Raw genomic sequence first — 26,983 nt, forward strand, 5'->3', positions numbered from 1 at the left:
GCCCCGACCCCGGCCCCGGCCCCGACGACTTCGACGCCCATGGAGGAGACGCCACGTCCGATGGGGCCGGACAACAGCCCACTGGGATTCGCCGCGGACGCCGAGATCTTCCTCAACGACGATCAGATCGTGGCCGACGCCGTCGGCGGCGACGTGGACAACGTCTTCTGTCTCACACCGAGCAACGCGAACATCGGCACCCGCTTCCTCTGCTTCGGCAGCGCCGTCGACTTCGGGTCCATCGAGTTCGAGGTCGAGATCACCGAGCCGGCCGCATACCTCGTCCAGGACTTCCGCGAGTCACTGACCTCCGACCGGGTCCTCGTGTTCATCGTCCTCGACGTCGCATTCGTCGCCGAGGAACTCCCCTACGACCAGGTCTGCGTGCGCAGCTTCCTCGCCGCCCTCCCCGACGACCAGGTGTCCACCCTGCTGGACGACGACGCCGACATGGCGTCGGTGGCAGGCCTCGCGCCCTGCATCCTCTGACGGGCGCTGATCGCCGCCACGACGCGAGAGGGCCCGCTGCCTCGGTGAGACAGCGGGCCCTCGGTTGTTCATCGCGGTCCGGTGCGGACCGGATCGGAATGGATCAGCCTTCGAAGACGCCGATCGTTCCGTTGAAGTCGACGGGATCACCCTCGGTCAGGAAGCCTGCGTCGGCATCGGACCAGACACGCAGCTGCGTGCCTTCGGCCAGATATCCGTCTTCGGCGTTCATCACGTAGGTGAGGCCATCGAGCAACAGCGGGGAGCTGTAGTTGACGTTGCGGGCGGCGTTGATGATGCCCTCACGGCTGAGGTTGCCGGCGTCGGCGGCCTCTTGGATCGCCTTCACCGCGACCTCCATCGATTCCCAACCTGCAGCGGCGATACCACCCGGGTCCGCAGCGGAACCGGTTGCAGCGAATGCTGCGAGGTACGCCGCAGCTCCTTCGTCACCCTCGGCGACGGCGGGATCGTTGACGTCCTTCAGGTTGTTCGAGGTGAACACGCCGTCGGCACCGCCGTTGGTCACCGCACCGAAGAAGATCGGGTTGGCGCACGTGGCGGTCTGGTAGATGCTCGCAGCGAAGTCCGGGTTGGCGGCCTTCACGTTGCCGATCTCGGTCATGAACGCGATGCACTGGGCACCGAGCGGCACGGCGAGGATCGTGTCGGGGTTCGCGGCGGCGAGGTTCGTGACCTGACCCGACGGAGCGCCGGAATCGGCCGCCTCGATGGTCTCGGAGGCCACGATCTCGATGCCGTTCGCCTCGGCAGCCTCGGTGAACGCTTCGAGGTAGGCCTGACCGAACTCGTTGTTCACGTAGAAGATGCCGGCGGTGGTGGCGCCGTCAGCGGCGGCCTTCTCGGCCCACAGCTGCGACTCGACCGCGTACGGCACCAGCAGACCGGTGGTCCACGGGAGTTCGCCCACGTCGCCCCAGTTCGGTGCACCGGTCGCGGCGTTGAGCTGCGGGATGCACTGCGCGTTGAGGTCCTCCTGGACGGCCAGGTTGTTCGGCGAACCGATGACACCCGAGATGAGGTCGACCTCGTCGTCGAAGACGAGCTCGTCCACGTTGGCGACCGTGAGGTCGGCGGTGTACTGGTCGTCCTTCACGACGAGTTCCAATTGCTGGCCGTTCACACCGCCGAACTCGGCGTTGTAGTAGTCGACGTACGCCTGCTGACCGTCGCCGAACGGCGCGAACAGCACGGCCGGGCCGCCCGAGAGCGGAATCGACGTGCCGATCTTGATGGTGTCCTCGATGACCGCCGTCGCGGCGTCGGGGTCCTCGCACAGGCTCGTGTCGACTGCAAATGCGGCGCCCGATGCTGCGGGCTCGTCGCCCTCGTCGGTTGCCTCGGTGGTCTCGGGCTCGTCGCCCTCTTCCATCGCCTCGGTGGTCTCGGGCTCGTCGCCCTCGGTGGTCGCGGGCTCGTCGCCCTCTTCCATTGCCTCGGTGGTCTCGGTGGCCTCGGTGGTCTCGGGCTCGTCGCCCTCCACCGCGTCCGTCACGACGGGGTCGTCGCCGGTGTCCCCACCGTCGCTGCTCCCGCCACACGCTGCGAGCACGAGTGCTCCGGTCGCAGCAACTGCGACCAATTTCTTGCTTCGAACCATGATCAGGTTTCCCCCTGTAGATGTTGTCTTCTGGTCACGCTGTGTGTTTCGTCGGACTCAGGTGAGTCCGACGATCCAGCGGTGGTGACCGTAGCCGCTGGTCGATTCCGGAGGTAGGTCACGGCGGAGGTGACGATTCGTCGTCGGCTCGGCCGCCGGTGGGGGTCGCTTCGGCTTCCGCCTCGGCGTCGTGTGCCAGGCCCGACTCGGGCCGGCCGGCGGAAGGTGGGAGAGGTGCGACCTTGGCGCCGATCGGCGGCTTGGGGACGACCTGCACGATCCGGTTGCGCGCCAGGCGGAACGTGCCGACGACGCCGAAGGGTGCGAAGCGGGCGAAGAGCACCAGCAGCACGCCGAAGACGACACCGCCGAGACCATCGAGCTTGCGCCCGCTCCCGATGCCGAGCAGGACGTCCTGGAGTACGAAGATCGCCGCCAGCGACCCGACGACGATCACCGCCGCCCGAACCGCTTCGTTGGAGACGTTGGCCTTGATCCGCTCGAGGTTCTTGGACAGATAGCGACCGACGATGACCACGATGGCGGCCACCATGAGCACCAGCACGATCTGGAAGTCGAGGTCGAAGTCGCCGGGTGCCTCACCGACGCTGCGCGCCCGTTCGTTGGCGAACACGTAGAACACGGCACCGACGAGCGGGCCCCACACCTGGGCCGAACCGCCGACCACCATCGCGACGAGGAACGTGACGGCACCGAGCAGCCCGAACAGCGGAACGTCGCCGTCGACGAGGCCCAGCTTGAGCCCGAACAGCGCACCCCCGACGCCGGTGATGGCTCCCGACAGTCCGAACACCACGGACTTCACCACGGAGAGGTTCACGCCCATCACCTCGGCGGCGAGTTCGTTGTCCCGGGTGGCGACCATCGAGCGACCGATCCGGCTGCGCATCAACCCGGCGACGAGGAGCATGATCAGCAGCAGCAGAGCGAGCGACAGGTAGATGAACCACTCGTTGATGTCGCCACGGCCCTCCAAGCCGATGGACTCCGCCCACGGCGGGGGGGAATACTTGTCGCCCTTGATTCCAGTGGCGCCCCCGGTGACGCCGTCGAACCTCTCGTACTTGAGCACCGAACGGGTCGCTTCGACGAACACCAGTGTCGTGAGCGCGAGGTAGATCCCCTTCAGACGCAATGCCGGCAGGCCGACCACGCAGCCGACCATGAAACAGAGGAGGGCCGCGACGGGAATGGTCCAGCCGGCCGTCCAGACGTTGTCGTCGCCGAAGAAGGGTGTGGTCACACGCCCATCGGTCATCGCCAGGCCGGTGTACGCGCCGAGCGCGAAGAAGGCGGCGTGACCGATCGACAGTTGACCGGTGAATCCGGTGATGAGGTTCACCCCCATCACCGCGATCGCGATGATGAACGCATCGGCGAGCAGACCCAGGCCCGAGTTGGACCAGCCGTCGCCGAGGACGCCGGTCTTGCCCAGGACCCGGAGGTACACGTAGGCGAGAGGCACGACGAACACCGCGACCCGGCCCAGCCAGTGCAGAGCGCTGAACTGAGGAGTCCGCTTCGGGAGTCCGGGGGTGTCGTCGGCCGCGATCACGTCGGCGGCGGTGATCGGACCTTCGTCGGGGACCGTGGGCGGTGCCACGTCGGGTCGTCCAGTGTCGTTGCTCATCAGACTCGGACCACTTTCTCGGTACCGAACAGGCCGGCCGGTCGGAACAGCAGGACACCGAGCAGCACCACCAGCATCACGGGGAACAACATGTCGGCCAGGAAATCGACATAGCCGATCAGGAAGGCCTTGAGCAGCCCGATCAGGATCCCGCCGACGACAGCGCCCACCGGCGAGTCGAGCCCGCCGAGCACCGCCGCGACCGACGCCAACAGGAACGGACCCAACATCAGCGTGCCGCTCAAGGCAGCGGAGGGAGCGAGCATCATCGCGGCGAGCGCACCGATCGCACCCGCCAGCCCCCACCCCAGGATCAAGATGTTGCCGACGCGAATGCCCACGAGGTTCGACGATTCCTGGTTGTTCGCGACCGCCCGCATGGCCAAGCCGATCTTGGTCTTGTTGAACAGCAGGTAGAGCAGGATCAACACCACCACCAGCACACCGATGATGCCGATGCGTTCGTAGCGGATCGCAGCGTCACCGATGCGGAAGAACGAGTCGGCGTCGGTCGGGAAGAGGCTCGGCAGGGAACGGGCGTCGACCCCCCAGAACATCGCACTCAACTGGTTCACGGCGAGGAACACGCCGATCAGCGCGACGATCACGGCACCGGGGTTGCGTTCCTCGATCGGACGGACCACGACCCGCTCGATCAAAGCTGCGATGACGAACCCGATCACCATGGAGATGAGGATCGCCAACCACACGGGGAGGCCGCTCAGGGTGAGCGTCGAGGCGAAGAACGCACACAGCGTTCCGATCTCGCCCTGAGCGAAGTTGAGTTGCCCGGTCGATCGGAAGATGACCACGAGCGCGAGGGCGAGCAGTGCGTAGATCGAGCCCTCGGCGAGGCCGTCGAACATTCGCTGGATGAAGAGCGACATCAGCCGACACCTCCGAGGTAGGCCTGTTTGATGGTGTCGTCGGCGAGCAGTTCGTCGCCGGTGCCCGTGGCCACGATGCCACCGGTCTCCAGCACGTACGCCCGATCGGCGAGTTGCAATGAGAGCCCGGCGTTCTGCTCGACCACGAGGAGGGCCATGCCCATCTCGTCGCGCAGTTCGCCGAGGATCTTGAAGAGGTTCTGCGTGATGATCGGCGCCAGACCGAGGCTGGGCTCGTCACACAGCAGCATCTTCGGGCGATTCATCATCGCTCGTGCGATGGCCAGCATCTGTTGCTCGCCACCCGACAGCGAGCCGGCTCGCTGGTCGCGTCGTTCGAGAAGGCGTGGGAACACCTCGAACCAACGATCGAGGTCACCGACGGTCGACCCCTTCACCGTGTATGCCCCCGCCCGCAGGTTGTCCTCGACCGACAGGTCGGTGAACGTGCCGCGACCCTGGGGAACCTGGGAGATGCCGGCCCGCAGGACGGCGTCGGGCCGCGCGGTGCTGATGTCGTTGCCGTCGAAACGGACGCTGCCGGTTCGACCGATCATGCCGGAGATGGCCCTCATGGTGGTGGTCTTGCCGGCACCGTTCGCGCCGAGGATCACGACGATCTCGCCATCGGCGACCGTGAAGTCCAGGCCGTGCAGCACCTCGATCTGGCCGTAGCCCGCAGTGAGGCCGGAGACCTCCAGGATGTTGCCGCTCACGCGCTCGTCCCCAGGTACGCCTCGATGACCTGCGGATTGCTCTGCACTTCGCGAGGGAGTCCTTCGGCGATCTTGCGGCCGAACTCCATGGCGACCACACGATCCGAGATCGACATCACCATGCCCATGTGGTGCTCCACGAGCAGCACCGTGACGCCGTACTCGTCGCGCACGCGCTTGATCGTGACGCCCAGCTCGTCGACCTCGGCGTGCGTGAGGCCGGCGGCCGGTTCGTCGAGCAGCAGGAGGCGGGGGTGTGAGGCGAGCGCTCGGGCCAGTTCGAGTCGCTTGAGCGTGCCGAAGGGCAGCCCGGCGGCCGGGCGGAACGCGTACTGGGCGAGGTCGAGTGACTCGAGGATGGCATAGGCCTCGGCCTGCAGGCGCTTCTCCTCGGCGCCCGCCCCGATCCGCAGCATCGCCCGGACGAAACCGATCTTGCCGTGGTGGTGCGCTCCGGTCATCGTGTTCTGGAGCAGCGTCATCGTGGGGAACAGCGCCAGGTTCTGGAACGAGCGTGCGATCCCGCGGCTCGCGATGCCGTGCGCCTTGACGCTCAACAGGTCTTCGCCGTCGAAGGTGAGCGAACCGCTCGTCGGCTCGTAGATGCGCGAGAGCACATTGAACATCGTCGTCTTCCCGGCGCCGTTCGGCCCGATCAGCCCGAGGATCTCGCCCTCGTTGATGACGAACGTCAGCTCGTCGAGCGCGACGATGCCGCCGAACTGCACCGTGATCTGATCTGCTTCGAGCAATGCCACGCCGTATTGGTTCCCCTCGAACGTTCCGTCCCGGTGGTCGGGCCGAATGACGACTGCGACCGTAGCGCGTGACGAGCGTCTCACCAAGACCCCTTCCACCGGAATCCCCGGACGGCGGCTCGCGCCGCGTCGTGGGGCCGCAATCGGGGTGGGGACTCCTCCCCCGGCTCCCCGCGACGCGTCGTCGACGGACGGCATCTAGAGTCGACCACGTGGATCGCCGACCGAACTCCATCAGGCAGTCGGGCATGCAGTCGGGCATCGGATCACGCCTGCCGCCCGGTGCGCGACCGAAGCGATCACGGCGCCTGCCGGCACTCCTGCTCGGCCTGTCGGCAGTGGTTGCCGCCTGCGCCACCGATGCCGACACGCTGGTGGTCTCCCAGCGGGCCGACCAGATCCCCGACGTCGTCGCCGGTGATCCGACCGACCCGACCGGAACCACCGTTCCCGGCGAGCCTGACGACCCCACGGTCACCACCACCACGACCACGACCACGACCAGTGTTCCGGGTCGGAACGAGCCGATCACACCCGTCGATCCGATGATCGACCCCGACACGCAGCCCGACATGCCCGAGATCGACCCGACGATGATCGACCCGGACGCGATCGACTTCGGCGACAACAAGCCGCCCCAACCGTGGGACGACTTCCTGTCCGTCGCGCTCGCCGACGTCGAGGACTGGCTCACCGTCGAGTTCGAGCCCGCCTTCGGGATCCCCTTCGAGCCGCTCGAGGGGGGCATCTTCGCCGCCTATCCCGAGCGCACCAGTCCGATCCCGGGTTGTGGTCGGCCGAACTCGACCTTCGAGGACATCCAGGCGGGTGGCGCGATCTACTGCTTCCTGGGCGACTTCATCGCCTACGACGACACACCGGAGGGCGTGGTCGGTTCCCTGGCCTCGACCTTCGGCCCCGTGACGTTCGGCCTGGTGCTCGCTCACGAGTACGGCCATGCGCTCCAGGACCGGGTCGGAACGCTGCAACGCAGCGACCTCGACACCGTCGACCTCGAACAGCAGGCCGACTGCGTGGCCGGTGCATGGGCCGGGCGGGCGAACGCCGGCGACGCGCCAGGGATCACGTTCGACGACACCGACGTCCGAGCCGGATTGATCTCGATGATCTCGATCGAGGACCCGCGCGGCACCGACCCGACCGCCCCCGGCGGGCACGGCTCGGGCTTCGACCGCGTCGGTGCCTTCCAGGTCGGCTTCCAGGAGGGTCTGACCCGATGCGCCACCCTCATCGACGACCCCTTGCCGCTCACGCCGATCCTGTTCACCGAAGCGGATCTCGAGACCAACGGCAACGCACCGTTCGGCTTCGGAGACGCCGAACTCTTCGGATTCCTCGTCCCCGACCTCAACCTGCTCTACGACAACGACCTCCAGACCCAGTTCCCCGACTTCCGCCAACTCGACCTGGTGGCGGTCCAATCCGAGAGCGAAGTGGTCTGCGACGCCCCGACCGGGTACTTCGACCTCGGCGTCGAACTCTGCTCCGAGAACGACACCGTCTACCTCAACGAACCGATCGCACGAAGCCTGTACGACCGGTTCGGCGACTTCGGCCCGGCCTATCTGATCGGCATCGCCTGGGCCGAGCATGCGCAGAACACGGCGGGCAGCGCGCTCACCGGCGAGGAACGCCAACTGCAGAACGACTGCCTCACCGGAGCGTGGGTGAACACGGTCATTCCCGACCCGGTCACCGGCCAACTGCCCGAACCGCGTGACCCCGACCGGGCTGCGTCGGTGTCCGCCGGTGACCTGACGGAAGCGATCCTCACGGCCATCGTGGTCGGTGACCCCGAGGTGAACACGAACGTGCTCGGCAGCCCGTTCGAGAAGATCGACTCCTTCCGACGAGGCACCCTCGACGGCATCACCACCTGCGCCTGACCCTGTCAAACGGTGTCAGACACCGTTTGGATCATCGAGGTCGCGCGATGTGGTCGGCGATGATCCGGGCGAGTTCGACGGGACGGTCGCCCTGGACACTGTGACCGGCGCCGTCGACCACGACCACCTCGACATCGGGCCGGCGTCGGCGGGCCTCGGCGATGTCGTCGTCGTCGACGACCGGTGAGGTCGATCCCCGCACGATCGTGAGCGGTGCCGTCACGGCTCCGAAGTCGTCCCAGAGCGGCGACGCGGACTGCTCGGCGTCGGACTCGACACGATCGTCCTTCGGGCGGGTGTGGCCGGTGCGGTCGTAGCGCCACTGCCACGAGCCGTCGAGCCGTTGCGCGGCGTTGTGGAGGATCCCGCGCCGCAACGACGACTCCGACCGGGTCGGGTTGAACTCGATCGTGCGGGCCAGGAGATCGTCGAAGCTCGCGAACTCCTGCGGACCGTCGACGAAGTCGATCACCGCCTTGGCCTTCTCCTGGTTGACGCCCGGCGTGATGTCGACCATCACGAGGCGACGCACGAGACCCGGGTGACGCACGGCGAGTTCCATCGACGTCAGGCCGCCGAGTGACATGCCGACGACGAGCGATGCATCGGGAGCAAGATCGGCCACGACGACCGCGACGTCGTCGGCGAGGTTGTGCGGCGTGTACGCATGGTCGTCACGCCAGTGCGAGTGACCGTGGCCGGGGAGGTCGATCGCCAGCGCCGGACGCCCGAGGGCGAGCGCCACCGTGTCCCAGGTGTGCGCATTCTGGGCGCCGCCGTGCAGGAACACGACCTGGGCGGGATCGCTGCCCCACTTGAGCGCACTGACGTGGCGACCGGGATCGTGAGGCATCCCGACGTCGATCCGCTCGACCGTCGGGATCGTCGCATCGAGGTCGAACTCGGCGATGTTCTCGGCGAAGAGAGCGAACTCGTCGTAGTCGATCATCTCGGGTTGCGCCATCGTGCCGATCGTACGACGGCGTCGGCGACCGACAGCCATCGCACGAGCGCAGGCGGGCGACCCGCACGCGATCGAGCGACGTCAGCCGCCGACGCCGACCAACGTCGTGGACGTGGTGCTGGTCGTGGTCGTTGCCACGGTCGTGGGAGTGGTCGTCGGCGGCGCCGTGGGTGGGCTCGTGACGACCGGCGCCTGCGTCGTGGGGGCGGCGGTGTTCGCTGGTGCGGTCGAGTTCGGCACCGTGTTGGTGGGCGTGGTCGCCGCGACGGTCGTGGTCGGACCGGTGGTGGTCGATTCGGGCACCGTCGTGGTCGACTCGGGGATCGTCGTCGTGGTCTCGTAGTCCGGGTCGAGCCAGTTGAACGTCGGTGGCGGCGAGCCGTTCTCCTCGGGCTCCTTCTCGCCGTCCCAGACGAAGACCTGATCGCCCATGCCCATCAGGTCCTGGAGACCCTCGGAGATGCCGAGCGGAATGCGGATGCACCCGTGCGACGCGGGTTGCAGCGGGACGTTCAGGGCGCCGTGGATCGCGATGCCGTAGTTGAAGTACACCGGATTCCACATGCTGCCCAGTGCACTGTCGCGGATTCCCTCGACCTGTCGGTAGTACTCGAAGACCCCGCCGGGGGTGTTCGAACGTCCGCACTCACCGCGCACGATCGGCTCCTCACCGTCACGGTTCCCGTACTCGCCCGGGCTGATCGTGACCTCCTCACACCACTCCTCGTTCGTGCCGGACGACATGTGCGTGATGAGCACCGGCCGATCGTCCTGGAAGACGGCGAGGACCTGCTCGGGCAGGTAGACCTCGGTGTGATTGGGCGTGGCGTTCGGACGCCGAGGTTGGATGACGAACGGCTCCTGCATCGCGTCCCACATCTCGGGCGTCACCTGACCGGTCGGTCGATTGCTCTCCACCCCGAGCACGAGCTTCTCGTACGCCCACACGGCCTTGATCGTCTCGTCGCCGTAGATCCCGTCGGTCGGACCCGGGGCGAAACCGAGGTCGGTCAGACGCTGCTGCACCTGTTGGACGTCGCCGCCGGCCACCCCCTTCGACAACGTTCGCTCGAGTGTGCTCTTCGTGACGGGCGCCGTGGTCTCGACCGTGGCGATCACGTCGGGCACCGACTCGGGCACGGTCAGCGGCACGGCCGCACCGGCCGCCTGCTGCACGGGTGCGGCGTCGCCCCGACCGTCGTCGCCACCGCCGAGGGCCACGCCCGCCACGATCACCACCGCGAGCACACCGACGGCCGCTGCGGCAGGGAGCCACTGGGCCACGGGGCGACGGGGAGCGGAAGGGTCGGGGTGCACGGAGAACGGTTCGCTTCGCAGCGCACGCCGGATCAGCCCCTCGTGCGCAACCGCTCCGGAGAATATCCGCACCCCCGAGACGCGGCGACGCGCCGGCCGGGAGTTTCCCGCGATTTCCGTTCGCGGCCGATCGTGCGCCGCCACGAGGCGGAGCGATCGGCGGTTCAGGTCCGGTCGACCGGTTCGATCCCGTCGAGGTCACTGCGCAACTCGCGCATCTCACGCAGGATCGTGAGGATGATGCCCGGCGAACTGAGCGTCGACTCGCCTCGGGTACGCGGGAAGTAGTCGACGCCGAACTGGAGCATCTCGAACCCGAGTCGGGTCGATCGGATGACGAGTTCGGCGTCGATGAAGGAACCTTCGCTGCGCAGTTGCACGTGGTCGAACAGGCGGGCCCGACACAGCTTGAACGCGAAGTTGATGTCGCGAGCCTTCACCCCGAACATCGACCGGATCAGGAGGTTGTACACGAACGTGTAGACGAGACGCAGGTAGCCCTCGCCGGTGCGGTCGAACCGGTAGGCGCTGACGAGGTCGACGTCGTAGTCGCTGAGCAGGCGCACCGCTCTCGGCAGTTCGGCCATGTCGAACGGCAGGTCGGCGTCGGTGTACAGGATCAGGTCGCCGGTGGCCGACTCGAAACCGGTCTTGATGGCACCGCCCAGCTTGCGATTCTTGGCGTGGTGCACGACCCGGACGTGCGGGTCGGCGGCGGCGAGTCGGTCGGCGATCTCGCCGGTCGCATCGGTCGAGGCGTCGTCGATCACGATCAGCTCGTAGTCGGCGATGTCACCCACTTCGACCAACTTGCGGGCGGCGCGATGACCGGCATCGAGCGCCCGCTCGATGTACAACTCCTCGTTCCACATGGGGTAGAAGATCGAGAGCTTCTCGAACTGCTCCCGAGCGTGGTCGACGCCGCTGGCCGCGCCGTTCGCCGCTCCGGTCCTCACGCCGGAGTCGTCGGCGTTCGGTCGATCCTCGGTCGTCGCACCCATGAGGGCAGCAGGGTAGTCGTCGCAGGAACCGCCGCCTCGTCGGGCGACCGGGACGGCCCCGGGCAGGGCGGTAGCGTCGTCGACGATGTCGTTCCCCCCGCCCGATCCCGCACACGACGCGGCCGTCGAGCCGGATCCGCCGGCGCGGCCGACGCCGCCCGAGCGCACCACCCCCGCCCCTCGACCCGGCGACCTCACGACACCGTGGCGTGTGATGCTCGGGCTCTCCTGGCTCACCGCGTTCTTCGCCTACGCCGGGGTGTGGCAGGCCAGCGTCCAGATCGGGATCTCGACCTGGTGGGTCGGGCCGCGTGCGCAGCCCACCAACGTCGCCGTCAAGTTGATCCCCTTCTACGTGACCCTCGTCGTGGCCCTGCTCGTCGTCTACAACATCAGGTGGATCGTGCGCTGGAGCGCGGCCGGTGTCGCGGCGTCGGCGTTGATCGCCGTCCCGGACTTCTCGCGCTCGGTCGGACTCGGGATCGCCGAATCGTTGATCGCCGGACTGCTCGGCGTGGTCACGCTGGCGTCGCTCACCGGCAGGTACCGGGCGGCGTCGCCGTCGGGACCCGAGCTCGCGGCGCCGCCACGATTCGACCCGGCGCCGTAGTCCGACCGTTCCACACCCGGTCGATCGGCACCGATCCACCGGCACCTTCGTGGGCTGCAGCAGGGCGGCCGTTATCGTCGGCGCCGTGCCCGACCCCGCTGAAAGCAGACTCACCTCCTCCGACCAGGTCGCCTCCAATGCGAAGGTCCTGATGAAGCTGCCGGTCGGTGAGCGGGTCGGCATCGCCTTCTCCGGGGGGCTCGACACGTCGGCGGCCGTCGCATGGATGCGCGAAGGCGGCGCCGTTCCGTACACCTACACCGCCGACATCGGCCAGTACGACGAACCCGACCTCGAGTCCGTGCCCGAGCGGGCGAAGCTGTACGGAGCCGAGCAGGCCCGACTCGTCGACTGTCGAGAGGAACTCGTGCGCGAAGGCCTGATCGCGCTGCAGTGCGGCGCCTTCCACATCCGCACCGCCGGCAGGACGTACTTCAACACGACGCCACTCGGACGCGCCGTCACCGGCACGCTGCTCGTGCGCGCGATGCGCGACGACGGCGTCGACATCTGGGGCGACGGGTCCACGTACAAGGGCAACGACATCGAGCGCTTCTACCGATACGGCCTGCTCGTCAACCCCGACCTGCGGATCTACAAGCCGTGGCTCGACCCGGACTTCGTCGACGAGCTCGGCGGACGTCAGGGAATGAGCGAGTTCCTGGTCGAGCGCGGGCTCCCGTACCGCGACCCGTCCGAGAAGGCGTACTCGACCGATGCCAACATCTGGGGTGCCACCCACGAGGCGAAGGCGCTCGAAGAGCTCGACGCGTCGATGGAGATCGTCACACCGATCATGGGTGTGGCCCACTGGGATCCGGCTGTCGAGATCTCCCCCGAGGACATCACGATCGGCTTCGAGGAGGGCTGGCCGACCACGATCAACGGCGCGACGTTCGCCTCGCAGGTCGACCTGGTGATGGAGGCCAATGCGATCGGTGGCCGTCACGGTCTCGGGATGAGCGACCAGATCGAGAACCGGATCATCGAGGCCAAGTCCCGCGGCATCTACGAGGGTCCGGGGATGGCGCTGCTGCAGATCGCGTACGAGCGACTGCTCACCGCGATCCACAACGAGAACACCCTCGAGAACTACACCACGATGGGCCGACGGCTCGGACGGCTGTTGTACGAGGGTCGGTGGTTCGACCCGCAGTGCCTGATGCTGCGCGAACCGCTGATGCGCTGGGTCGGCGCGGCCACGACGGGCGAGGTCACCGTGCGGCTGCGGCGGGGCGACGACTACTCGATCGTCGACACCACGGGTCAGAACTTCACGTACGAGCCCGACCGGCTGTCCATGGAACGCGTCGAGGATCAGCCGTTCGGCCCGCTCGACCGGATCGGCCAGCTCACGATGCGCAACCTCGACATCACCGACACGCGCAACAAGCTCGACGTGTACCGGAACGTCGGCACCCTGGGCCAGGGCGACATCACCCCCGCCCTCGATCGCGCCGACTGACCCTCACCGCTGTGAGCCCTCGACCGCGATGTCGCGGTCCGGAGCTCACACCTGGATGACGGCGGCGATGGACCTCAGGCGGTGATCGCCGCGACCAGGTTGGCGATCAGGGCGGCACGTTCGGGCATCGTGGCAACGACGACGTGCTCGGTGTCGGCGTGCGCTCCGCCGCCCACGGCACCGAGACCGTCGAGTGTGGGGACGCCGAGCGCCGCGGTGAAGTTTCCGTCACTCCCCCCGCCGACGGCGAACCCTGCGATGCCCGGTGACACCAGTTCGGCGAGCGGGAACAAGGTCGCGGACGCCGATTCCGGCATCGGCGGTCGGCCGATGTGGCCGAACACCTCGATCGATGCCGACGGATCGACGACCGCCAGACCGGCCATCGCCGCCTCCACCCGCGCCTTCTCGTCGGCCGTCTCCACACGGACATCGACCTTGATCCGGGCCTCGGCCGGGACCACGTTGTCGGTCGTCCCGGCGGTTGCCACCGTCGGCGTGACGGTGGTGCCGACGGAGGCATCGCCGAAGTGGCTGATCGCAGCGACCTGGTGCGCCATCTCGATCAGGGCGTTCACCCCGTTCTCGGGCTCGAGCCCGGCATGTGCCGCCCGTCCGGAGATGACCACCTCGAAGGTGCCGCAGCCCTTGCGTCCGGTCTTGAGACCACCGCCGTCGGCCGAGGGTTCCAGCACCAACACGTTGCCGCATGCCTGTGCGCGCTCCTCGATCAGGTCGCGTGAGTGGATCGAGCCGACCTCCTCGTCGGCGCTGAACAACAGTTCCACGCCCGAGGTGTCGTCGACCTTGGCCAGTCCGTGCAGTGCCTGGACGATTCCACCGAGCATGTCGAACACGCCGGGTCCCGTGGCCACACCGTCGGTCACGTCGAACGGCCGCGTCGCCAGCGTGCCCATCGGGAAGACCGTGTCGTGGTGGCCGAGGAGGAGCACCTTGGGGTCACCGCCGCCCTGCCAGTGGACGTGCGGGCCCGCCGGGCTGGCGACGAGTTCGCACTCGCCGCCGAGGTGGCGTTCGATGATCGAGGCGAGCGTCGACGCCGACCGTTCGATCTGATCGAGCACGAGCGACGGCGACTCGACGTTCACCAGCGCAGCGAGGTCGGCCAACATCGCGTCGAGGTCGAAGTCGTCGGGTCCGAGCAGCGGGGTCACCAGACCAATCTACGTCGGCACGCGCCGACCGCTCTCGGCCACCCGCATGTCCCGACGACCACCACCATGCCCCCGCACCGCCCGAACACCGGGGACACGCGCTCACCGTCTCGAAAGGAGTTGCGACGACGTGCGAGAGTGCTCCGATGGGGAAACGGATACTGGCCGGGGTCACGGTTGCTGCGTTGCTGGCCGTGTCGTGTTCGAGTGGCAGCGACGAGGTGACGGCACCGGATCCGGCCGAACCGGCGAACACGACCACGACGCCCGACCCGACTGCGGGCACCACATCACCTGACGACGAACCGGTCGACACGCGCACGGTGGCGACCGGAACGGAGGCGGAGAACGACGAGGACGAGGCACTGGTCGTCGTCGAGCCGGACTTCCTCGTGCGTCCCGGGGTGGAGCAGATCACGATCACGGGGGCGACGCCGGGCGACTTCATCGCGACGGTCCCCGCCGACACCGAGCCTCCCTTCGGTGTCGACACGATGAACGGCCCCGTGGTGGACGAGTACGGATCGCTCGTCGTGCGTGGCCTCGATGCCCGACGCGACTACCGCTTGGTCACGTCGACCGGCGCCGCGACCGAGCCGTACGACGTCCTCGCCCGCGACGAGCATCCCGAACCGGCCTTCTTCGCCGAGCAGCGTCTGGTGATCGACCGACCGAACGAGGACGGGACGGTCACCACCGGCTTCGACTACATCGAGACACGTGACGGCACGACTCTCGGCGCCTACATCGTGCTGCCGGGGCCGGTCGAGGACGGGCCGTATCCCACGGTGGTCGAGTACTCGGGCTACTCCCCCAGCAACCCGGGGCAGGGCGCCGGATTCGCAACGCTGTTCAGCGCCCTCGGGTATGCGTACGTCGGCGTCAACGTCCGCGGCACGGGCTGCAGCGGCGGATCGTTCCGCTACTTCGAGTACACCCAGTCGACCGACGGCTACGACGCGATCGAGACCGTGGCCGCCCAGCCATGGGTCCAGAACAACCAGGTCGGGATGGTCGGCATCTCCTACCCCGGCATCAGCCAACTCTTCGTCGCCCAGACCCAGCCGCCGAGCCTCCAGGCGATCACGCCGGTGTCGGTCCTCGACGACAGCACGCTGTCCACCCTGTATCCGGGTGGAATCCTGAACACCGGCTTCGCGCTGAGCTGGACGGAGGAGCGCGTCGACTCGGCCCGCCCGTCGATCGATCCCGACGGTGCGCCGACCGACGAGGGTCAGGGCTGGACCGTCGACGAGATCGACGCCGGCGACGACGAGTGCGCCGCGAACCAGGGTGTCCGCCTCCAGAACCCCGACCTGATCGGCGAGGTGTTCGACAACCCGTTCTACGACCCGGCGATCGGCGACGTCCTCGCTCCGTGGCAGTTCGTCGACCGGATCGACGTGCCGACCTTCCTCGCCGGTGCGTGGCAGGACGAACAGACAGGCGGCCGCTTCCCCACGATGCTCGACCGGTTCACGGGCACCGATCACCTCTACGTGTCGCTGCTCAACGGCCTGCACACCGAGTCGATCAGCCCGGCCGTGCTCCCCCGCCTGATCGAGTTCCTCGACCTGTACGTCGCGCAGGAGACGCCGAACCTCGATGCCCTGCGCGGCGTCGGTCCGATCCTCGCCGAGGGCCTGTACGGGACCGCCCAGATCGGTGACCCGCCCAACCGGTTCGACGGCATGTCCTACGAGGAGGCACTCGCCGCATTCGAAGCGGAGCCGTCGGTGCAGATCCTGTTCGAGCAGGGCGCCGCCGACGGATTCGAACCGCTCACCCCACTCCCGCGCTTCGTCGAGTCGTTCGACTCCTGGCCCATTCCGTCGGTCGCGCCGACCACCTGGCACCTCGGCCAGAACGATGCCCTGCTCCCGGAACCGGAACCCGACGACGCACGCGTCGAGTACCTCGCGCTCCCCGACGGCGTTCCCGCCACGTTCTGGGACGGAGACTCCTCGGCACTCTGGCGAAACGACGTGACGTGGGACTGGCTCGAACCGGCGCCCGGAAGCTTCGCCGACTTCCGCACCGCACCGCTCGACGACACCGCCACGATGATCGGCTCGGCGTCGGCGGACCTGTGGGTCAACAGCAACCTCGGCGACACCGACCTCGAGGTCACGCTCACCGAGATCCGCCCCGACGGCCGAGAGGTCATGGTGCAGTCCGGCTGGCTGCGCGGCAGCCATCGAGCGCTCGACGACGAACGCTCGAGCGACCTCCGACCCGTCCAGACCCACCTCGAGGCCGACGCCTCACCGCTCCCCGACCCCGACGACCCGGATGCAGAGGGCTCCGCCTTCGCGCTCGCACGCGTCGAGATCTTCCCGTTCGCCCACGTGTTCCGTGCCGGCTCCCAGATCCGTCTGATGGTCGACGCACCGGGCGGCAACCGTGCCGTCTGGGCGTTCGACACGATCGCCGACGGCGAGCGCGTGCAGATCGGACTCGGCCCGACCTTCCCGTCGCAGCTCGTGCTGCCCGTCGTCCCCGGAATCGTTCCACCGGCGGAGTACCCCGACTGCAACTCGCTCAAGGGCCAGCCCTGTCGGACACCTCGGAGCTGAGCGGCGCGACTCTCACCGGACCTCGGTTCCGGGCACCGGCGCCACCACCCCGGTGTGGTCGGCGGGCGACCCCAGCGTGGTTGACTGCTGCTCGTGGGGAACGGGGATCATCGACGCGAACTGGCGGACTTCCTGCGCGCCCGGCGCGAGGCCACGCGGCCCGACCAGGTCGGCCTGCCCGCCGGTCGCGGACGCCGCACCCCCGGCCTTCGGCGTGAGGAGGTCGCACTGCTCGCCGGTGTGTCGGTCACCTGGTACACCTGGCTCGAACAGGGTCGACGGATCAACGCCTCCCACGACGTGCTGCTCGCGATCGGTCGTGCGCTGCGCCTCGACGACGCCGGCCAGGCCCATCTGCTGGCTCTCACCGACCCGGGAACCGCCGTCGTCGATGCCCCGACGGAGGCTCCGAGCGCCCTCGTTCGCCTGCTCGATGCGCTGATGCCGGCGCCCGCCTACGTGCTCGGACCGCACTGGGAGTTCGTGGCGTGGAACGACGCACAGGAGCGGCTGTACCCGCGCCTCGCACAACTCGACGGTGTTCGCAGGAACCTGCTGTGGGTCCTGTTCGCCGACGAGGCCACCCGTGACCTCATCGCCGACTGGGACATCCACGCCCGTCAGGCGCTCGCCGAGTTCCGATCCGCCACGTCGGCCGTTCGTCACGACCAGGCGATGATCGACCTGATCGACCTGCTCACGAACGAGAGCCCGACGTTCGCGGCCTGGTGGCCCGAGCACGATGTCTCGGGGTTCGAGACCCGCCTGCGCCGATTCCACCATCCGACGGCCGGCGAGTTGACGTTCGAGTACCAGCAGCTGTCACCCGCGGAGTGGCCCAACCTGCGGGTCGTCACCCAACTCCCCGTTCCCGGAGACGACTCCGCCGAGCGACTCGCCGTGCGTCACCACCTCGTCTGACCCCGGCGCCCGGGTGCCGGCGATCGGTAGCCTGGCACGATGGACACCAACGAACTCGACGCCGGGAAGGGCGCCGCCAAGATCGGCGGCTTCGGGTCGCGGATGGCGCTGCTCGTCGGCACGAACCTCGCCGTCATCGCCCTGTTCACCGTCGTCGCCTCACTGCTCGGAATCGAGCCGCAGGGCATCATCGGGCTCACCATCTTCTCCGCTCTGTTCGGCTTCGGTGGCGCCTTCGTGTCGCTCGCCCTGTCGAAGAAGATGGCGCTGCGCTCGACCGGCGCCGTGATCATCGAGCAGCCGAGGAACGAGTCGGAGCGATGGCTGGTCGACACGGTCGCCCGCCTCGCCCGTGACGCCGGCATCGAGACACCGGACGTCGCCGTGTTCAACTCCCCGCTCCCGAACGCGTTCGCCACCGGCGCCAAGCGCAACGACGCGCTCGTCGCCGTGAGCGTCGGGCTCCTCCAGCAGATGAGCGGCCCCGAGGTCGAAGCGGTCCTCGCTCACGAGGTCGCGCACGTCGCCAACGGCGACATGGTCACGATGACCCTGCTCCAAGGCGTCGTCAACACCTTCGTGATCCTGATCTCACGCATCCTCGCGAACGTCGTCGTCAACACGATCACCCGCGGCAAGGGTGGGGCTGCGGTGTACTTCGTCGTCGTGATGGTGATGCAGGTCGTCCTGGGGTTCTTCGCCTCCATGATCGTCATGTGGTTCAGCCGCCGGCGAGAGTTCCGCGCCGACCGCGACTCGGGCACCTTGACGAGCAACGCGAGCATGATCGCGGCACTCGAAGCGCTCCAGCGCCAACACGGCGACGACATCCTGCCGGATCAGGTGGCGGCGTTCGGGATCCGCGCCAGCAAGGCCACCGGTGTCCGCAAGCTGTTCTCGTCGCACCCGCCGCTCGAGGATCGCATCGCCGCCCTGCGCGCCTGATCGGACCGACTCCCGCGACGATCAGGGAGCGATCAGTGCAGCACCGACGATGCCGGCGTTGTTGGCCATCGATGCGACCACGATCTCGGTCGAGATGTCGACCTGGTCGAGCCAGCGTTCCGGCCGCTTGCTCGCTCCACCACCGATGATGAACAGGTCGGGGCTGAACAGTGCCTCGACGTGTTCCAGGTAGTGGTGGACACGCTTGCCCCACTGCTCCCACGTGAGGTCGTCACGCTTGCGGGCGCTCGCAGCTGCGCGGAGTTCGGCGTCCGGGCCGTCGAGTTCGAGGTGCCCGAGTTCGGTGTTCGGAACCAACGTTCCGTCGATGAACAGTCCTGATCCGATGCCAGTGCCGAACGTCAGCATCATCACCACACCGTGTCGAGCCGCTTCAGGACCGAAGCGCACCTCCGCCAGCCCCGCCGCGTCGGCGTCGTTGATCATGTGGACCTGTTGGCCGAGTGCCTCGGTGAAGATCCTGTCGGCGTCGACGCGGAGCCACGACTCGTCGATGTTGGCCGCCGAGCCGACGATGCCGTTGCGGACCACCGCAGGGAACGCGCAGCCGACCGATCCGGTCCAACCGTGGTGGCGGACGAGTTCGATCACGACCTCGGCCATGGCCTCCGGCGTGGCGGGCTGAGGCGTGTCGATCCGGTACCGCTCGCTGACCAGTTCGCCCGTGGCGAGGTCGACGGGCGCGGCCTTCATGCCGCTGCCGCCGATGTCGATGCCGAATGCGTGCCCGGTTGTCGTCACGTCGACAAGGTAGCCGGTACCGACGAATCCACCGCGGGCTCAGCAGTCCGGCGAGAATCTGCAACGCACCGCAGGCACGTCGGCCGAGGCCGCTCCGGTGCGGTCGGTCGTCGTCGGAACCGACGGGGCCGGCGCCGAGGTGGTCGGCGCCGCGGTGGTGGGCGTGGTCGTGGTCGTGGTCGTGGTGGTCGTCGGGCTCGTGGTCGTCGTCGTCGTGGTGCCGACGCTGCCGGCCACCACGTTGCGGCGGAGGGAGAACTCCGACGGGCTCGACTGGCCCGACGGCGACGGCGGCGTCGACACCAGCACGCTCAGGGACTCACCGACCCGCACCACGAACGGATCACCGCCCGCGGTGCGGAAGACGAACGTCGCGACCCCACCCGACGCGACGGCGGTTCCCAGCGAGCGCCTGCCCTGACCGTACGACGACCCGACGTCGGCGGTCTCGAACAACTCGACGACACACCCGTTGCACGCCTCGACCACCGCTCGGTCGGTCGACGCCGAGGTGATCACACCCATGCGTACCCCGCGCTGGACGAGGGCCGCGTCCGGTGCTGCCGTGATCTCGCCCACCGGCCACAGGTCGATTCCCAGGCCGGGACCGACGTGTTCGATCGAGTTCCCGGTGAAGCGGTTGTCGAACGTCGTGAAACGGGCGACGTTCGGGCACACGGTGTCGCCCGACTGGCAGGCCGACGGGAAGTTGTCGTCGGGGCGCACGACGATGCCGTTGGCGACTCGGGCGATCCGGTTGTCGGCGACGAGGTTGTCGAACGCCCCCGCCTCGATGAGCACGCCCCAGATCGTGGCGGCCCCCGAACCCGTCGTGCCGTCGGCGAGGACGCCGAGGAAGTTGTCGGCCACCACGTTCCGGTGCGCCCCCTTCCAGATCATCACGTTCGCCTTGGAGCCGACGATGACGTTGCCGCGCACCTCGTTGTCGTGGATGTCGGGCGTGCACGAGTCGGCGCAGCGGCCCTTGCCCTCGAGGCCCACCCCGAACTCGCCGTTCGAGAAGGCCGCGGCTGCGCTCGTGCCGGACGCATCGGTGCCGATCAGGTTCCCGACGACACGGTTCCGCTCCGTCGCCGCGAGCCCGTCGTCGGACGGAAACGTGTTGTGGGAGATCTCGACTCCGGAGAGGTCGTTCCCCGAGATGACGTTGCCGTCGAGCGGACCGGTTCCACCGACGACGTTGGAGCTCGATCCGTAGTTGATGTCGATCCCGTGCGCCCAGTTTTTCAGGGGTGCGTCGCCGGTCGGGCGCAGGCCGATGACGTTGTTGCGGACGATGTTGCCGTCGGTTCCGTCGTCGAACATTCCGACGCCGCGGCCCGCGGTGCCCGAGATGACGTTGCGGTCGGCGAGGCTCGGCCGCCCGATCTCGTTGTACGACGCCCCGTTCTCGATGTGGACTCCGTTGCTCGACGGTGCCCCGGTCGGGTTGCGCCGATCGGCCATGAACGTCCCCGCCGCGTTCGTCCCGATGAAGTTCCCCACGATCACGTTGTGCCGGGCGACGGTTCCGCGCTGATCGTTGTCGCGGATGTACACGTGTCGCACGAAGTCGTAGATCGCGAGGCCGCGTACCACGTTGCCGCTCGAACTGAAGTACAGGCCGTCGCCGCTGTCGGCCGTCGGGCCGCGTCCCCGCAGTTCGATTCGCAGGTCGGCGTTGGATCCGTCGGTGGACGTGTTCACTCGCGCCCCCGGCTGCGTGTACCCGTCGATGGTCACCCCGGACTCGTCGTACATGATCGGAAGGGTCGACGCCGTGCGGATCGTGTGCGGTCCCGGCCCTGCGATGGCGAACTCGATCCGGTCGTGACCCGCCGTTGCCTCGGCCTGCTCGATCGCGGCGCGCAGTGTGCACTGCGTCGGCTGACCGGGTGGTGCGGTGTTGCACACGCCGTCGGTCCTGATGCGATCGGCTCCGTCACCGATGGACTCGACGACGTAGGTCGAACCGTCGGCAGCCGATGCGACCTGCACCACAGCGGACACCACCACCGACACCACCACGGGGACGGCAGCGGTCAGGAGCAGCGCCGCAGCGACAGCGTGCGCCGTGCCGGGAAGCCGCCCGCCCGCCGCCACGCTCCCCACCATCTGCCGAGTGTAGAAACACACCAAGGGTGGCGCATCACCACAAAGGGTGGTTTGACGAGATCTTGCCGACCGGGTCCGCGCGGCGTGCTCCCGGTCAGGCCGGAGTGGTGCGGGCCTCCGCCCACGTCATGCCACGTTCGACATTGGGCTCACGAGGGAGGCCGAGCACGTGCTCGGCCACGATGTTGCGCTGCACGGCGAACGTCCCTCCGCCGAGGGTGAGCGCCGGGCTGAACAGGTAGCCGTAGTGCCAGATCGGGTCGACCCGGGCCGCTGCAGCATCGCGGGAATCGTCGTCGGCCCGGAAGTTGTTCTCGGTCGGCGCGCTCTTCATCGATGCCGGCACCACTCCGACCGGGCCGCTTCCCGCGAGCATCCCGTTCGCGCCGGCGACGTCCTTGGCGAGCGCGAGCACGTGCTGACCGTGATCGTCGGCCATGATCTTCTGGATCGACGCCTCGGGGCCCGGGGTCTTGCCCTGCAGCGTGGCGCTGAGGCTGCGGAACCGGTTCAGGCGGAGCAACTCGGCTTCGATGTGGACGTCGACCGCCCGCTGACGCAGGATCGGGTCGTCGAGCCCACCGGCGTCCCTGATGAGCGAGATGAGGTGCTCGGCCGACGGACCCACACCCCACATCGACCCGGCGGACGACAGCGACACCCGCTCGTTCGACAGCGTGACCTTGGCCAGGCGCCAGCCGTCACCCTCGTCACCCACGCGGTTGGCGACCGGGATGCGCACGTCGTCGAAGAACACCTGGTTGAACGAGTGGGCCGTGGTCATGTCGACGATCGGGGTCATCGACAGTCCCTCGGCGTCCATCGGCATGATGAAGTACGAGATGCCCTTGTGCTTGGGCTGGTCCGGGTCCGTCCTGGCGATCAGGATGCCGAACTGTGCGTGGTGCGCGCCGCTCGACCAGATCTTCGAGCCGTTGATCACGTACTCGTCGCCGTCGCGGACCGCCCGTGTGGCCAGGTTGGCGAGGTCGGACCCGGCCTCGGTCTCGGAGAAGAGTTGGCACCAGAACTCCTCGCCGCTGAAGATCTTCGGGAGGTACCGCTCGTGCTGCTCGGGCGTCCCGGCGAGCAGGATCGTCGGGGCCGCCCATCCGATGCCGATCTGGTTGTTGGGCCGACGGACCCCGGCGCGGGACAGTTCGTCGTCGATCACCAACTGGTCGATCGGATCGGCGTCGAGACCGAACGGTGCCGGCCAGTGCGGGACGACGTATCCCGCCTCGGCGAGATCCCTGCCCGACGGCGTCGGGTTGGCCGCGAGCCAGTCGCGCACCCGCTGACGGGTCGGGTGATCGTCGGGAGGCAGGTCGAAGTCCATCGCCGTCGAGTCTGCCAACTCGGTCCGAGCCATCCAGAATCCGACGGCGCATCTCGGCGGTCGATGCGCCGTGGCTTGGTCGCGGTGCGACCTGCCATGGCAGGGTGGGAACATGGCGAACGGCGAAGCGGACCGACGTGTCGACGTGCTGGTGGTCGGCGCCGGGTTCGGCGGCCTGTACGCGGTCCACGAACTTCGCTCGAAGGGTCTCGACGTGGTGGCGATCGAGGCGGGCGGCGGCGTCGGAGGGACGTGGTACTGGAACCGCTACCCCGGGGCCCGATGCGACGTGGAGAGCCTCGAGTACTCCTACCAGTTCGACGCCGATCTCCAGCAGGACTGGCACTGGACCGAGAGGTACGCAGCCCAGGCCGAGATCCTGCGCTACGCCGAGCACGTCGCCGAACGTTTCGACCTGCGGTCCTCGATCGTGTTCGACACGCGAGTGGTGTCGGCGGTCTTCGACGAGACACTCGACCGATGGTCGGTCGACACCCGCTCCGTCGTGGGACGCACCATCCGCGGTGACGAGCTCGACGCGGCGACGACCACCTGGGACGCACAGTTCCTGGTCATGGCCACCGGCTGCCTGTCGAGCACCAACGTTCCCGACATCGACGGCATCGCCGACTTCGAGGCGGCCGGTGGACGGGTGCTGCACACCGGCCGCTGGCCACACGAGGGCGTCGACGTGACCGGCCGGCGCGTCGCGGTGGTCGGGACGGGGTCGTCCGGCGTCCAGGCGATCCCGTTGCTCGCGCGCGACGCCAAGACCCTCACGGTGTTCCAGCGGACCGCCACCTATGCCGCGCCCGCACGCAACGGACCACTCGACCCCGAGGTCGAAGCCGAGGTGAAGGCGGACTACGCCGACTTCCGCGCCCGACTCCAGAAGCGGGCCACCGCCTTCGGCGCGAGCTACCCGCGTGCCCATCCGTCGGCGCTCGCCGTGAGCGACGAGGAACGCGACGAGATCCTCGAGGATCGCTGGAAGATCGGCGGGTTCGCCCTGTCCACTGCTTTCCAGGACCTGCTGCTCGACGCCGACTCGAACGCGACGGTGGCCGACTTCATGCGCCGCAAGATCCGCACGCTCGTCGACGACCCGGACACCGCCGAACTGCTCGTTCCCACCCAGACGTTCGCGTGCAAGCGGATGTGCGTCGACTCGGGCTACTACGAGACGTTCAACCGGGCGAACGTCTCGCTGGTGAGCGTGCGCGACAATCCGATCGAACGACTGACCGGCACGGGCGTCGAACTCGCCGACGGGTCGTCGTTCGCCGTCGACACCGTGGTCTTCGCCACCGGCTACGACGCGATGACGGGCAGTCTGCTGCGCATCGACATCCGCGGTCGGGGCGGCCGCACGCTCGCCGACGCATGGGCGGAGGGTCCGACGACGCTGCTCGGGTTGAGCGTGCCCGGATTCCCGAATCTGTTCACCGTGACCGGGCCGGGAAGCCCGTCGGTTCTCGCCAACATGATCACCGCGGTCGAACAGCACGTCGAGTGGATCGCCGCGTGCGTCGACTGGCTGCGGGATCGCGGCCACGCCGCGATCGAAGCCACGCAGGAGGCGACCGACGACTGGGTCCTCCACGTGAACGCCCTCGCCGACGCCACGCTCTACCCCACCTGCAACTCCTGGTACCTCGGCGCCAACGTTCCCGGCAAGCCGAGGGTGTTCATGCCGGTGCTCGGCTGGCCGCAGTACGTGGCGCAGTGCGACGAGGTCGCCGCGAACGGGTATGCGGGCTTCACCGTCTCGTGAGCACGGTGAGCTGAACTCGCGCCGACTCTGCGTCCGACGATGAGAGTGTCCTCATCTCGCACTCATCTGCCTTCAATCTGAACGGCCGAAGGTGGGTCCATGACGACCACCACGCTGCCCGCACGCCCCTCGCGCACGTCAGGGAGTGCGTCGAACCCCTCGAGTCACCCGTCCGGCGACTCCGCCACTCGGTGGCCGAGCGACGTCCGCATGCTGCTCGGCAGCGAGGCCGGTGACCTGCTGGCGGAGTACGTCGCCCACCTCGGCGGAACCGTTCGTTCGCACCGGGCCCGCCAGGTGTCCCATCAGGTCGGTCACTCGACCACGGTGCAGTACCGGGTACGGGTCGACTGGCCGACCGGCGCCGCCTCTGGCCGCACGACGTCGGACGAGACCATCGTCCTCACGACCGCCGACCACGGCGACCGGGCGGCTCGCCTGACCGACGGGGTGCACGACATCGCTGCATGGCGTTGGAGCGACGATCCCGCACTTCCCGGTCTGGCCTCGGCTCTCGACGTGCGGCGGGTGTCCGCACTGTTCGACGACCTCGGCGTGGGCGGCCACCGTGTCGAACTCCGCGTGCGCGCCTACCGCCCGGGCCGACGTGCCGTGGTCGAAGCGACGAGCGACGCCGGTCGGGTGTTCCTGAAGGTCGTGGCCCCACACCGGGCCCAAGCCCTCCACGACGTGCACCGGACACTCGCCGAGACCCTCCCCGTGCCGAACTCGATCGGCTGGACCAGCGACGGCATCGTGGTGATGCCCGGCCTCGCGGGTCGCACCCTCCGCGACGATCTCCGGACTCCGAACGCGCCCCTCCCCACTCCGGCGAGCATCGACGCACTCCTCGCCCGGCTGCCCGACGGTGTGGGGGCCACCCGTCCCCGCACGTCGTGGATCGAGAGCGCCCGACGCCATGCCCGCACGATCGACGCGACCGTCCCGTCGGTGAGCGATGCGCTCGCCGAGACACTGGAACGGCTCGAGGCCGCCGACGACGGGGCCGACGACCACGACATCACCACCGTCCACGGCGACATGTACGAAGCGCAACTGCTCGCGCAACGGGGCGAGTTGACCGGGCTGCTCGACGTCGACACGGTCGGTCGTGGCCGGCGCATCGACGACACCGCCAACTTCTGCGCCCATCTGAGCGTTCTCGCGACGGTGTGGACGCCGTCGGGGGCGGTTCGCCAGTACGGCCGGGAACTCCTGGCCCACGCCGAGACCCGCTACGACCGGAGCGACCTGCGTCGTCGGATCGCCGCTGCCGTGCTCGGCCTCGCAACCGGTCCCTTCCGGACACTCGAGCCGAAGTGGGAGGCGAACACGCTGCGCCGCATCCGCCTCGCCGACCAGTGGCTGGCGAGCGCAGCACCGATGAACAACAGATGAGCAGAACATGAGCGCACTTTCATCGGGGCCTCCGGATCATCTCATCTCCGACCCGCAACATGGTTCTCGTCAACCGAACACCCCATCCACTCTCGAAGGAGAAACACCATGACACCGAAACGCTGGATCATCGCAGGAGCCGCAGCAACCGCTGCCGCCAGCATCACCGTCGGGGCCATCAGTGCCAGCGACGACGGCATCGACCTGAACGACCGTGACCTCAGCATCGAGCTGAGCCAGCCGGTCGACGAGGAGCCGCTCCCGACCGTCGACCCGTCGCCGGAGAGCGTCGACTCGCCCAACGAGAGCGTCGAGGAATCCATCGACTCGCCGTACGACAGCCCCGACGACCCCGCCGACCCCTCCCCCGAAAGCGTCGACTCGCCCAACGGAAGCGTCGAGGAATCCATCGACTCGCCCTTCGACAGCCCCGACGACCCGGCTCCACTACAGATCGACGACTCGCCCGAGAGCGTCGACTCGCCGAACGAGAGCGTCGACGAGTCCGTCGACTCGCCCTTCGACAGCCCCGACGACCCCGCCGACACCTCCCCCGAAAGCGCCGACTCGCCCAACGAGAGCGTCGAGGAGT

At 68.3% G+C, this 26,983-nt stretch carries 21 protein-coding genes and 1 pseudogene; 10 read left to right on the top strand and 12 right to left on the bottom strand.

Annotation, left to right across the window (positions count from 1 at the left end):
• Window positions 1–489 (top strand): hypothetical protein (locus tag ABJK40_RS12985; protein WP_348510302.1); only part of this gene is annotated, 489 nt, incomplete at its 5' end.
• A gap of 103 nt (window positions 490–592) precedes the next feature.
• On the opposite strand, the gene ABJK40_RS12990 is transcribed toward ABJK40_RS12985, so the two are convergent.
• From ABJK40_RS12990 to ABJK40_RS13010, 5 genes are all read right to left on the bottom strand, one after another.
• Window positions 593–2,110, bottom strand: coding sequence for an ABC transporter substrate-binding protein (locus ABJK40_RS12990; protein WP_348510303.1), 1,518 nt, complete (start codon window positions 2,108–2,110; stop codon window positions 593–595).
• Window positions 2,111–2,228: 118 nt separating this feature from the next.
• Window positions 2,229–3,761, bottom strand: coding sequence for a branched-chain amino acid ABC transporter permease (locus ABJK40_RS12995; RefSeq protein WP_348481553.1), 1,533 nt, complete (start codon window positions 3,759–3,761; stop codon window positions 2,229–2,231).
• Window positions 3,761–4,648, bottom strand: a complete 888-nt coding sequence (locus ABJK40_RS13000) for a branched-chain amino acid ABC transporter permease (protein WP_348481555.1) — start codon at window positions 4,646–4,648, stop codon at window positions 3,761–3,763. Before ABJK40_RS13000 ends, ABJK40_RS12995 begins: the two co-directional genes overlap by 1 nt.
• A complete protein-coding gene (locus ABJK40_RS13005; protein ID WP_348481557.1) occupies window positions 4,648–5,364 on the bottom strand; it encodes an ABC transporter ATP-binding protein in 717 nt (238 codons plus the stop codon). The genes ABJK40_RS13000 and ABJK40_RS13005 overlap by 1 nt, the downstream gene beginning before the upstream one ends.
• Complete coding sequence (locus ABJK40_RS13010; protein WP_348481559.1) at window positions 5,361–6,122, bottom strand: ABC transporter ATP-binding protein; 762 nt, start codon at window positions 6,120–6,122, stop codon at window positions 5,361–5,363. Before ABJK40_RS13010 ends, ABJK40_RS13005 begins: the two co-directional genes overlap by 4 nt.
• 212 nt (window positions 6,123–6,334) lie before the next feature.
• Between ABJK40_RS13010 and ABJK40_RS13015 the strand changes: the two genes are divergently transcribed.
• Window positions 6,335–8,029: a neutral zinc metallopeptidase gene (locus ABJK40_RS13015; protein ID WP_348481561.1), complete on the top strand. Its 1,695-nt coding sequence runs from the start codon at window positions 6,335–6,337 to the stop codon at window positions 8,027–8,029.
• Between the two features lie 31 nt (window positions 8,030–8,060).
• Here the strand turns inward: ABJK40_RS13015 and ABJK40_RS13020 are convergent, their stop codons facing one another.
• The 3 genes from ABJK40_RS13020 to ABJK40_RS13030 all read right to left on the bottom strand — a co-directional run bounded on the left by ABJK40_RS13020 (window position 8,061) and on the right by ABJK40_RS13030 (window position 11,311).
• Window positions 8,061–8,993 (bottom strand): alpha/beta hydrolase, encoded by a 933-nt coding sequence (locus ABJK40_RS13020; RefSeq protein WP_348481563.1) that lies wholly within the window; start codon window positions 8,991–8,993, stop codon window positions 8,061–8,063.
• 81 nt (window positions 8,994–9,074) lie between these two features.
• Window positions 9,075–10,382, bottom strand: coding sequence for a L,D-transpeptidase family protein (locus ABJK40_RS13025; RefSeq protein WP_348481564.1), 1,308 nt, complete (start codon window positions 10,380–10,382; stop codon window positions 9,075–9,077).
• 92 nt (window positions 10,383–10,474) lie between these two features.
• Window positions 10,475–11,311: a glycosyltransferase family 2 protein gene (locus ABJK40_RS13030; protein ID WP_348481566.1), complete on the bottom strand. Its 837-nt coding sequence runs from the start codon at window positions 11,309–11,311 to the stop codon at window positions 10,475–10,477.
• An 85-nt stretch (window positions 11,312–11,396) separates the two neighbouring features.
• On the opposite strand from ABJK40_RS13030, the gene ABJK40_RS13035 reads away from it, so the two are divergent.
• Window positions 11,397–11,921 carry a hypothetical protein gene (locus ABJK40_RS13035; RefSeq protein ID WP_348481568.1) on the top strand — a complete coding sequence of 175 codons (525 nt, stop codon included), beginning with the start codon at window positions 11,397–11,399 and terminating at the stop codon, window positions 11,919–11,921.
• 151 nt (window positions 11,922–12,072) lie between these two features.
• Window positions 12,073–13,386 (top strand): argininosuccinate synthase, encoded by a 1,314-nt coding sequence (gene argG / locus ABJK40_RS13040; RefSeq protein ID WP_348481585.1) that lies wholly within the window; start codon window positions 12,073–12,075, stop codon window positions 13,384–13,386.
• Between the two features lie 74 nt (window positions 13,387–13,460).
• Here the strand turns inward: argG and ABJK40_RS13045 are convergent, their stop codons facing one another.
• Complete coding sequence (locus ABJK40_RS13045; protein WP_348481586.1) at window positions 13,461–14,519, bottom strand: M20/M25/M40 family metallo-hydrolase; 1,059 nt, start codon at window positions 14,517–14,519, stop codon at window positions 13,461–13,463.
• Between the two features lie 188 nt (window positions 14,520–14,707).
• Here ABJK40_RS13045 and ABJK40_RS13050 point away from each other — a divergent pair, with 188 nt between their 5' ends.
• From ABJK40_RS13050 to htpX, 3 genes are all read left to right on the top strand, one after another.
• On the top strand, window positions 14,708–17,137 hold the full coding sequence (locus ABJK40_RS13050) for a CocE/NonD family hydrolase (protein ID WP_348481570.1): 2,430 nt from the start codon (window positions 14,708–14,710) through the stop codon (window positions 17,135–17,137).
• A gap of 93 nt (window positions 17,138–17,230) precedes the next feature.
• Entirely contained in the window at window positions 17,231–18,058 is an 828-nt protein-coding gene (locus ABJK40_RS13055; protein WP_348481572.1) for a helix-turn-helix transcriptional regulator, read from the top strand.
• 39 nt (window positions 18,059–18,097) lie between these two features.
• On the top strand, window positions 18,098–19,003 hold the full coding sequence (htpX, locus tag ABJK40_RS13060) for a protease HtpX (RefSeq protein ID WP_348481574.1): 906 nt from the start codon (window positions 18,098–18,100) through the stop codon (window positions 19,001–19,003).
• Between the two features lie 21 nt (window positions 19,004–19,024).
• Here the strand turns inward: htpX and ppgK are convergent, their stop codons facing one another.
• The 3 genes from ppgK to ABJK40_RS13075 all read right to left on the bottom strand — a co-directional run bounded on the left by ppgK (window position 19,025) and on the right by ABJK40_RS13075 (window position 23,219).
• A complete protein-coding gene (ppgK, locus tag ABJK40_RS13065) occupies window positions 19,025–19,765 on the bottom strand; it encodes a polyphosphate--glucose phosphotransferase (RefSeq protein WP_348481575.1) in 741 nt (246 codons plus the stop codon).
• Between the two features lie 39 nt (window positions 19,766–19,804).
• Window positions 19,805–21,880 carry a hypothetical protein gene (locus tag ABJK40_RS13070; protein ID WP_348510304.1) on the bottom strand — a complete coding sequence of 692 codons (2,076 nt, stop codon included), beginning with the start codon at window positions 21,878–21,880 and terminating at the stop codon, window positions 19,805–19,807.
• Window positions 21,881–21,974: 94 nt separating this feature from the next.
• Window positions 21,975–23,219, bottom strand: a complete 1,245-nt coding sequence (locus tag ABJK40_RS13075; RefSeq protein WP_348481579.1) for an acyl-CoA dehydrogenase family protein — start codon at window positions 23,217–23,219, stop codon at window positions 21,975–21,977.
• Window positions 23,220–23,331: 112 nt separating this feature from the next.
• Between ABJK40_RS13075 and ABJK40_RS13080 the strand changes: the two genes are divergently transcribed.
• From ABJK40_RS13080 to ABJK40_RS13090, 3 genes and pseudogenes are all read left to right on the top strand, one after another.
• Window positions 23,332–24,993: an NAD(P)/FAD-dependent oxidoreductase gene (locus tag ABJK40_RS13080; protein ID WP_348481581.1), complete on the top strand. Its 1,662-nt coding sequence runs from the start codon at window positions 23,332–23,334 to the stop codon at window positions 24,991–24,993.
• Between the two features lie 99 nt (window positions 24,994–25,092).
• On the top strand, window positions 25,093–26,391 hold the full coding sequence (locus ABJK40_RS13085; RefSeq protein WP_348481583.1) for an aminoglycoside phosphotransferase family protein: 1,299 nt from the start codon (window positions 25,093–25,095) through the stop codon (window positions 26,389–26,391).
• 108 nt (window positions 26,392–26,499) lie between these two features.
• Window positions 26,500–26,983 (top strand): annotated as a pseudogene (locus ABJK40_RS13090) (hypothetical protein); the annotation flags it as partial.

This window comes from Ilumatobacter sp. (assembly GCF_039969435.1).
Classification (GTDB): domain Bacteria; phylum Actinomycetota; class Acidimicrobiia; order Acidimicrobiales; family Ilumatobacteraceae; genus Ilumatobacter_A.

Coding starts and splice junctions, on each gene's coding strand:
- ABJK40_RS12990 (WP_348510303.1), bottom strand. CDS start 2,110: ATGGTTCGAAGCAAGAAATTGGTCGCAGTTGCTGCGACCGGAGCACTC.
- ABJK40_RS12995 (WP_348481553.1), bottom strand. CDS start 3,761: ATGAGCAACGACACTGGACGACCCGACGTGGCACCGCCCACGGTCCCC.
- ABJK40_RS13000 (WP_348481555.1), bottom strand. CDS start 4,648: ATGTCGCTCTTCATCCAGCGAATGTTCGACGGCCTCGCCGAGGGCTCG.
- ABJK40_RS13020 (WP_348481563.1), bottom strand. CDS start 8,993: ATGGCGCAACCCGAGATGATCGACTACGACGAGTTCGCTCTCTTCGCC.
- ABJK40_RS13030 (WP_348481566.1), bottom strand. CDS start 11,311: ATGGGTGCGACGACCGAGGATCGACCGAACGCCGACGACTCCGGCGTG.
- ABJK40_RS13035 (WP_348481568.1), top strand. CDS start 11,397: ATGTCGTTCCCCCCGCCCGATCCCGCACACGACGCGGCCGTCGAGCCG.
- argG (WP_348481585.1), top strand. CDS start 12,073: ATGAAGCTGCCGGTCGGTGAGCGGGTCGGCATCGCCTTCTCCGGGGGG.
- ABJK40_RS13045 (WP_348481586.1), bottom strand. CDS start 14,519: ATGTTGGCCGACCTCGCTGCGCTGGTGAACGTCGAGTCGCCGTCGCTC.
- ABJK40_RS13050 (WP_348481570.1), top strand. CDS start 14,708: ATGGGGAAACGGATACTGGCCGGGGTCACGGTTGCTGCGTTGCTGGCC.
- htpX (WP_348481574.1), top strand. CDS start 18,098: ATGGACACCAACGAACTCGACGCCGGGAAGGGCGCCGCCAAGATCGGC.
- ABJK40_RS13070 (WP_348510304.1), bottom strand. CDS start 21,880: ATGGTGGGGAGCGTGGCGGCGGGCGGGCGGCTTCCCGGCACGGCGCAC.
- ABJK40_RS13075 (WP_348481579.1), bottom strand. CDS start 23,219: ATGGACTTCGACCTGCCTCCCGACGATCACCCGACCCGTCAGCGGGTG.
- ABJK40_RS13080 (WP_348481581.1), top strand. CDS start 23,332: ATGGCGAACGGCGAAGCGGACCGACGTGTCGACGTGCTGGTGGTCGGC.
- ABJK40_RS13085 (WP_348481583.1), top strand. CDS start 25,093: ATGACGACCACCACGCTGCCCGCACGCCCCTCGCGCACGTCAGGGAGT.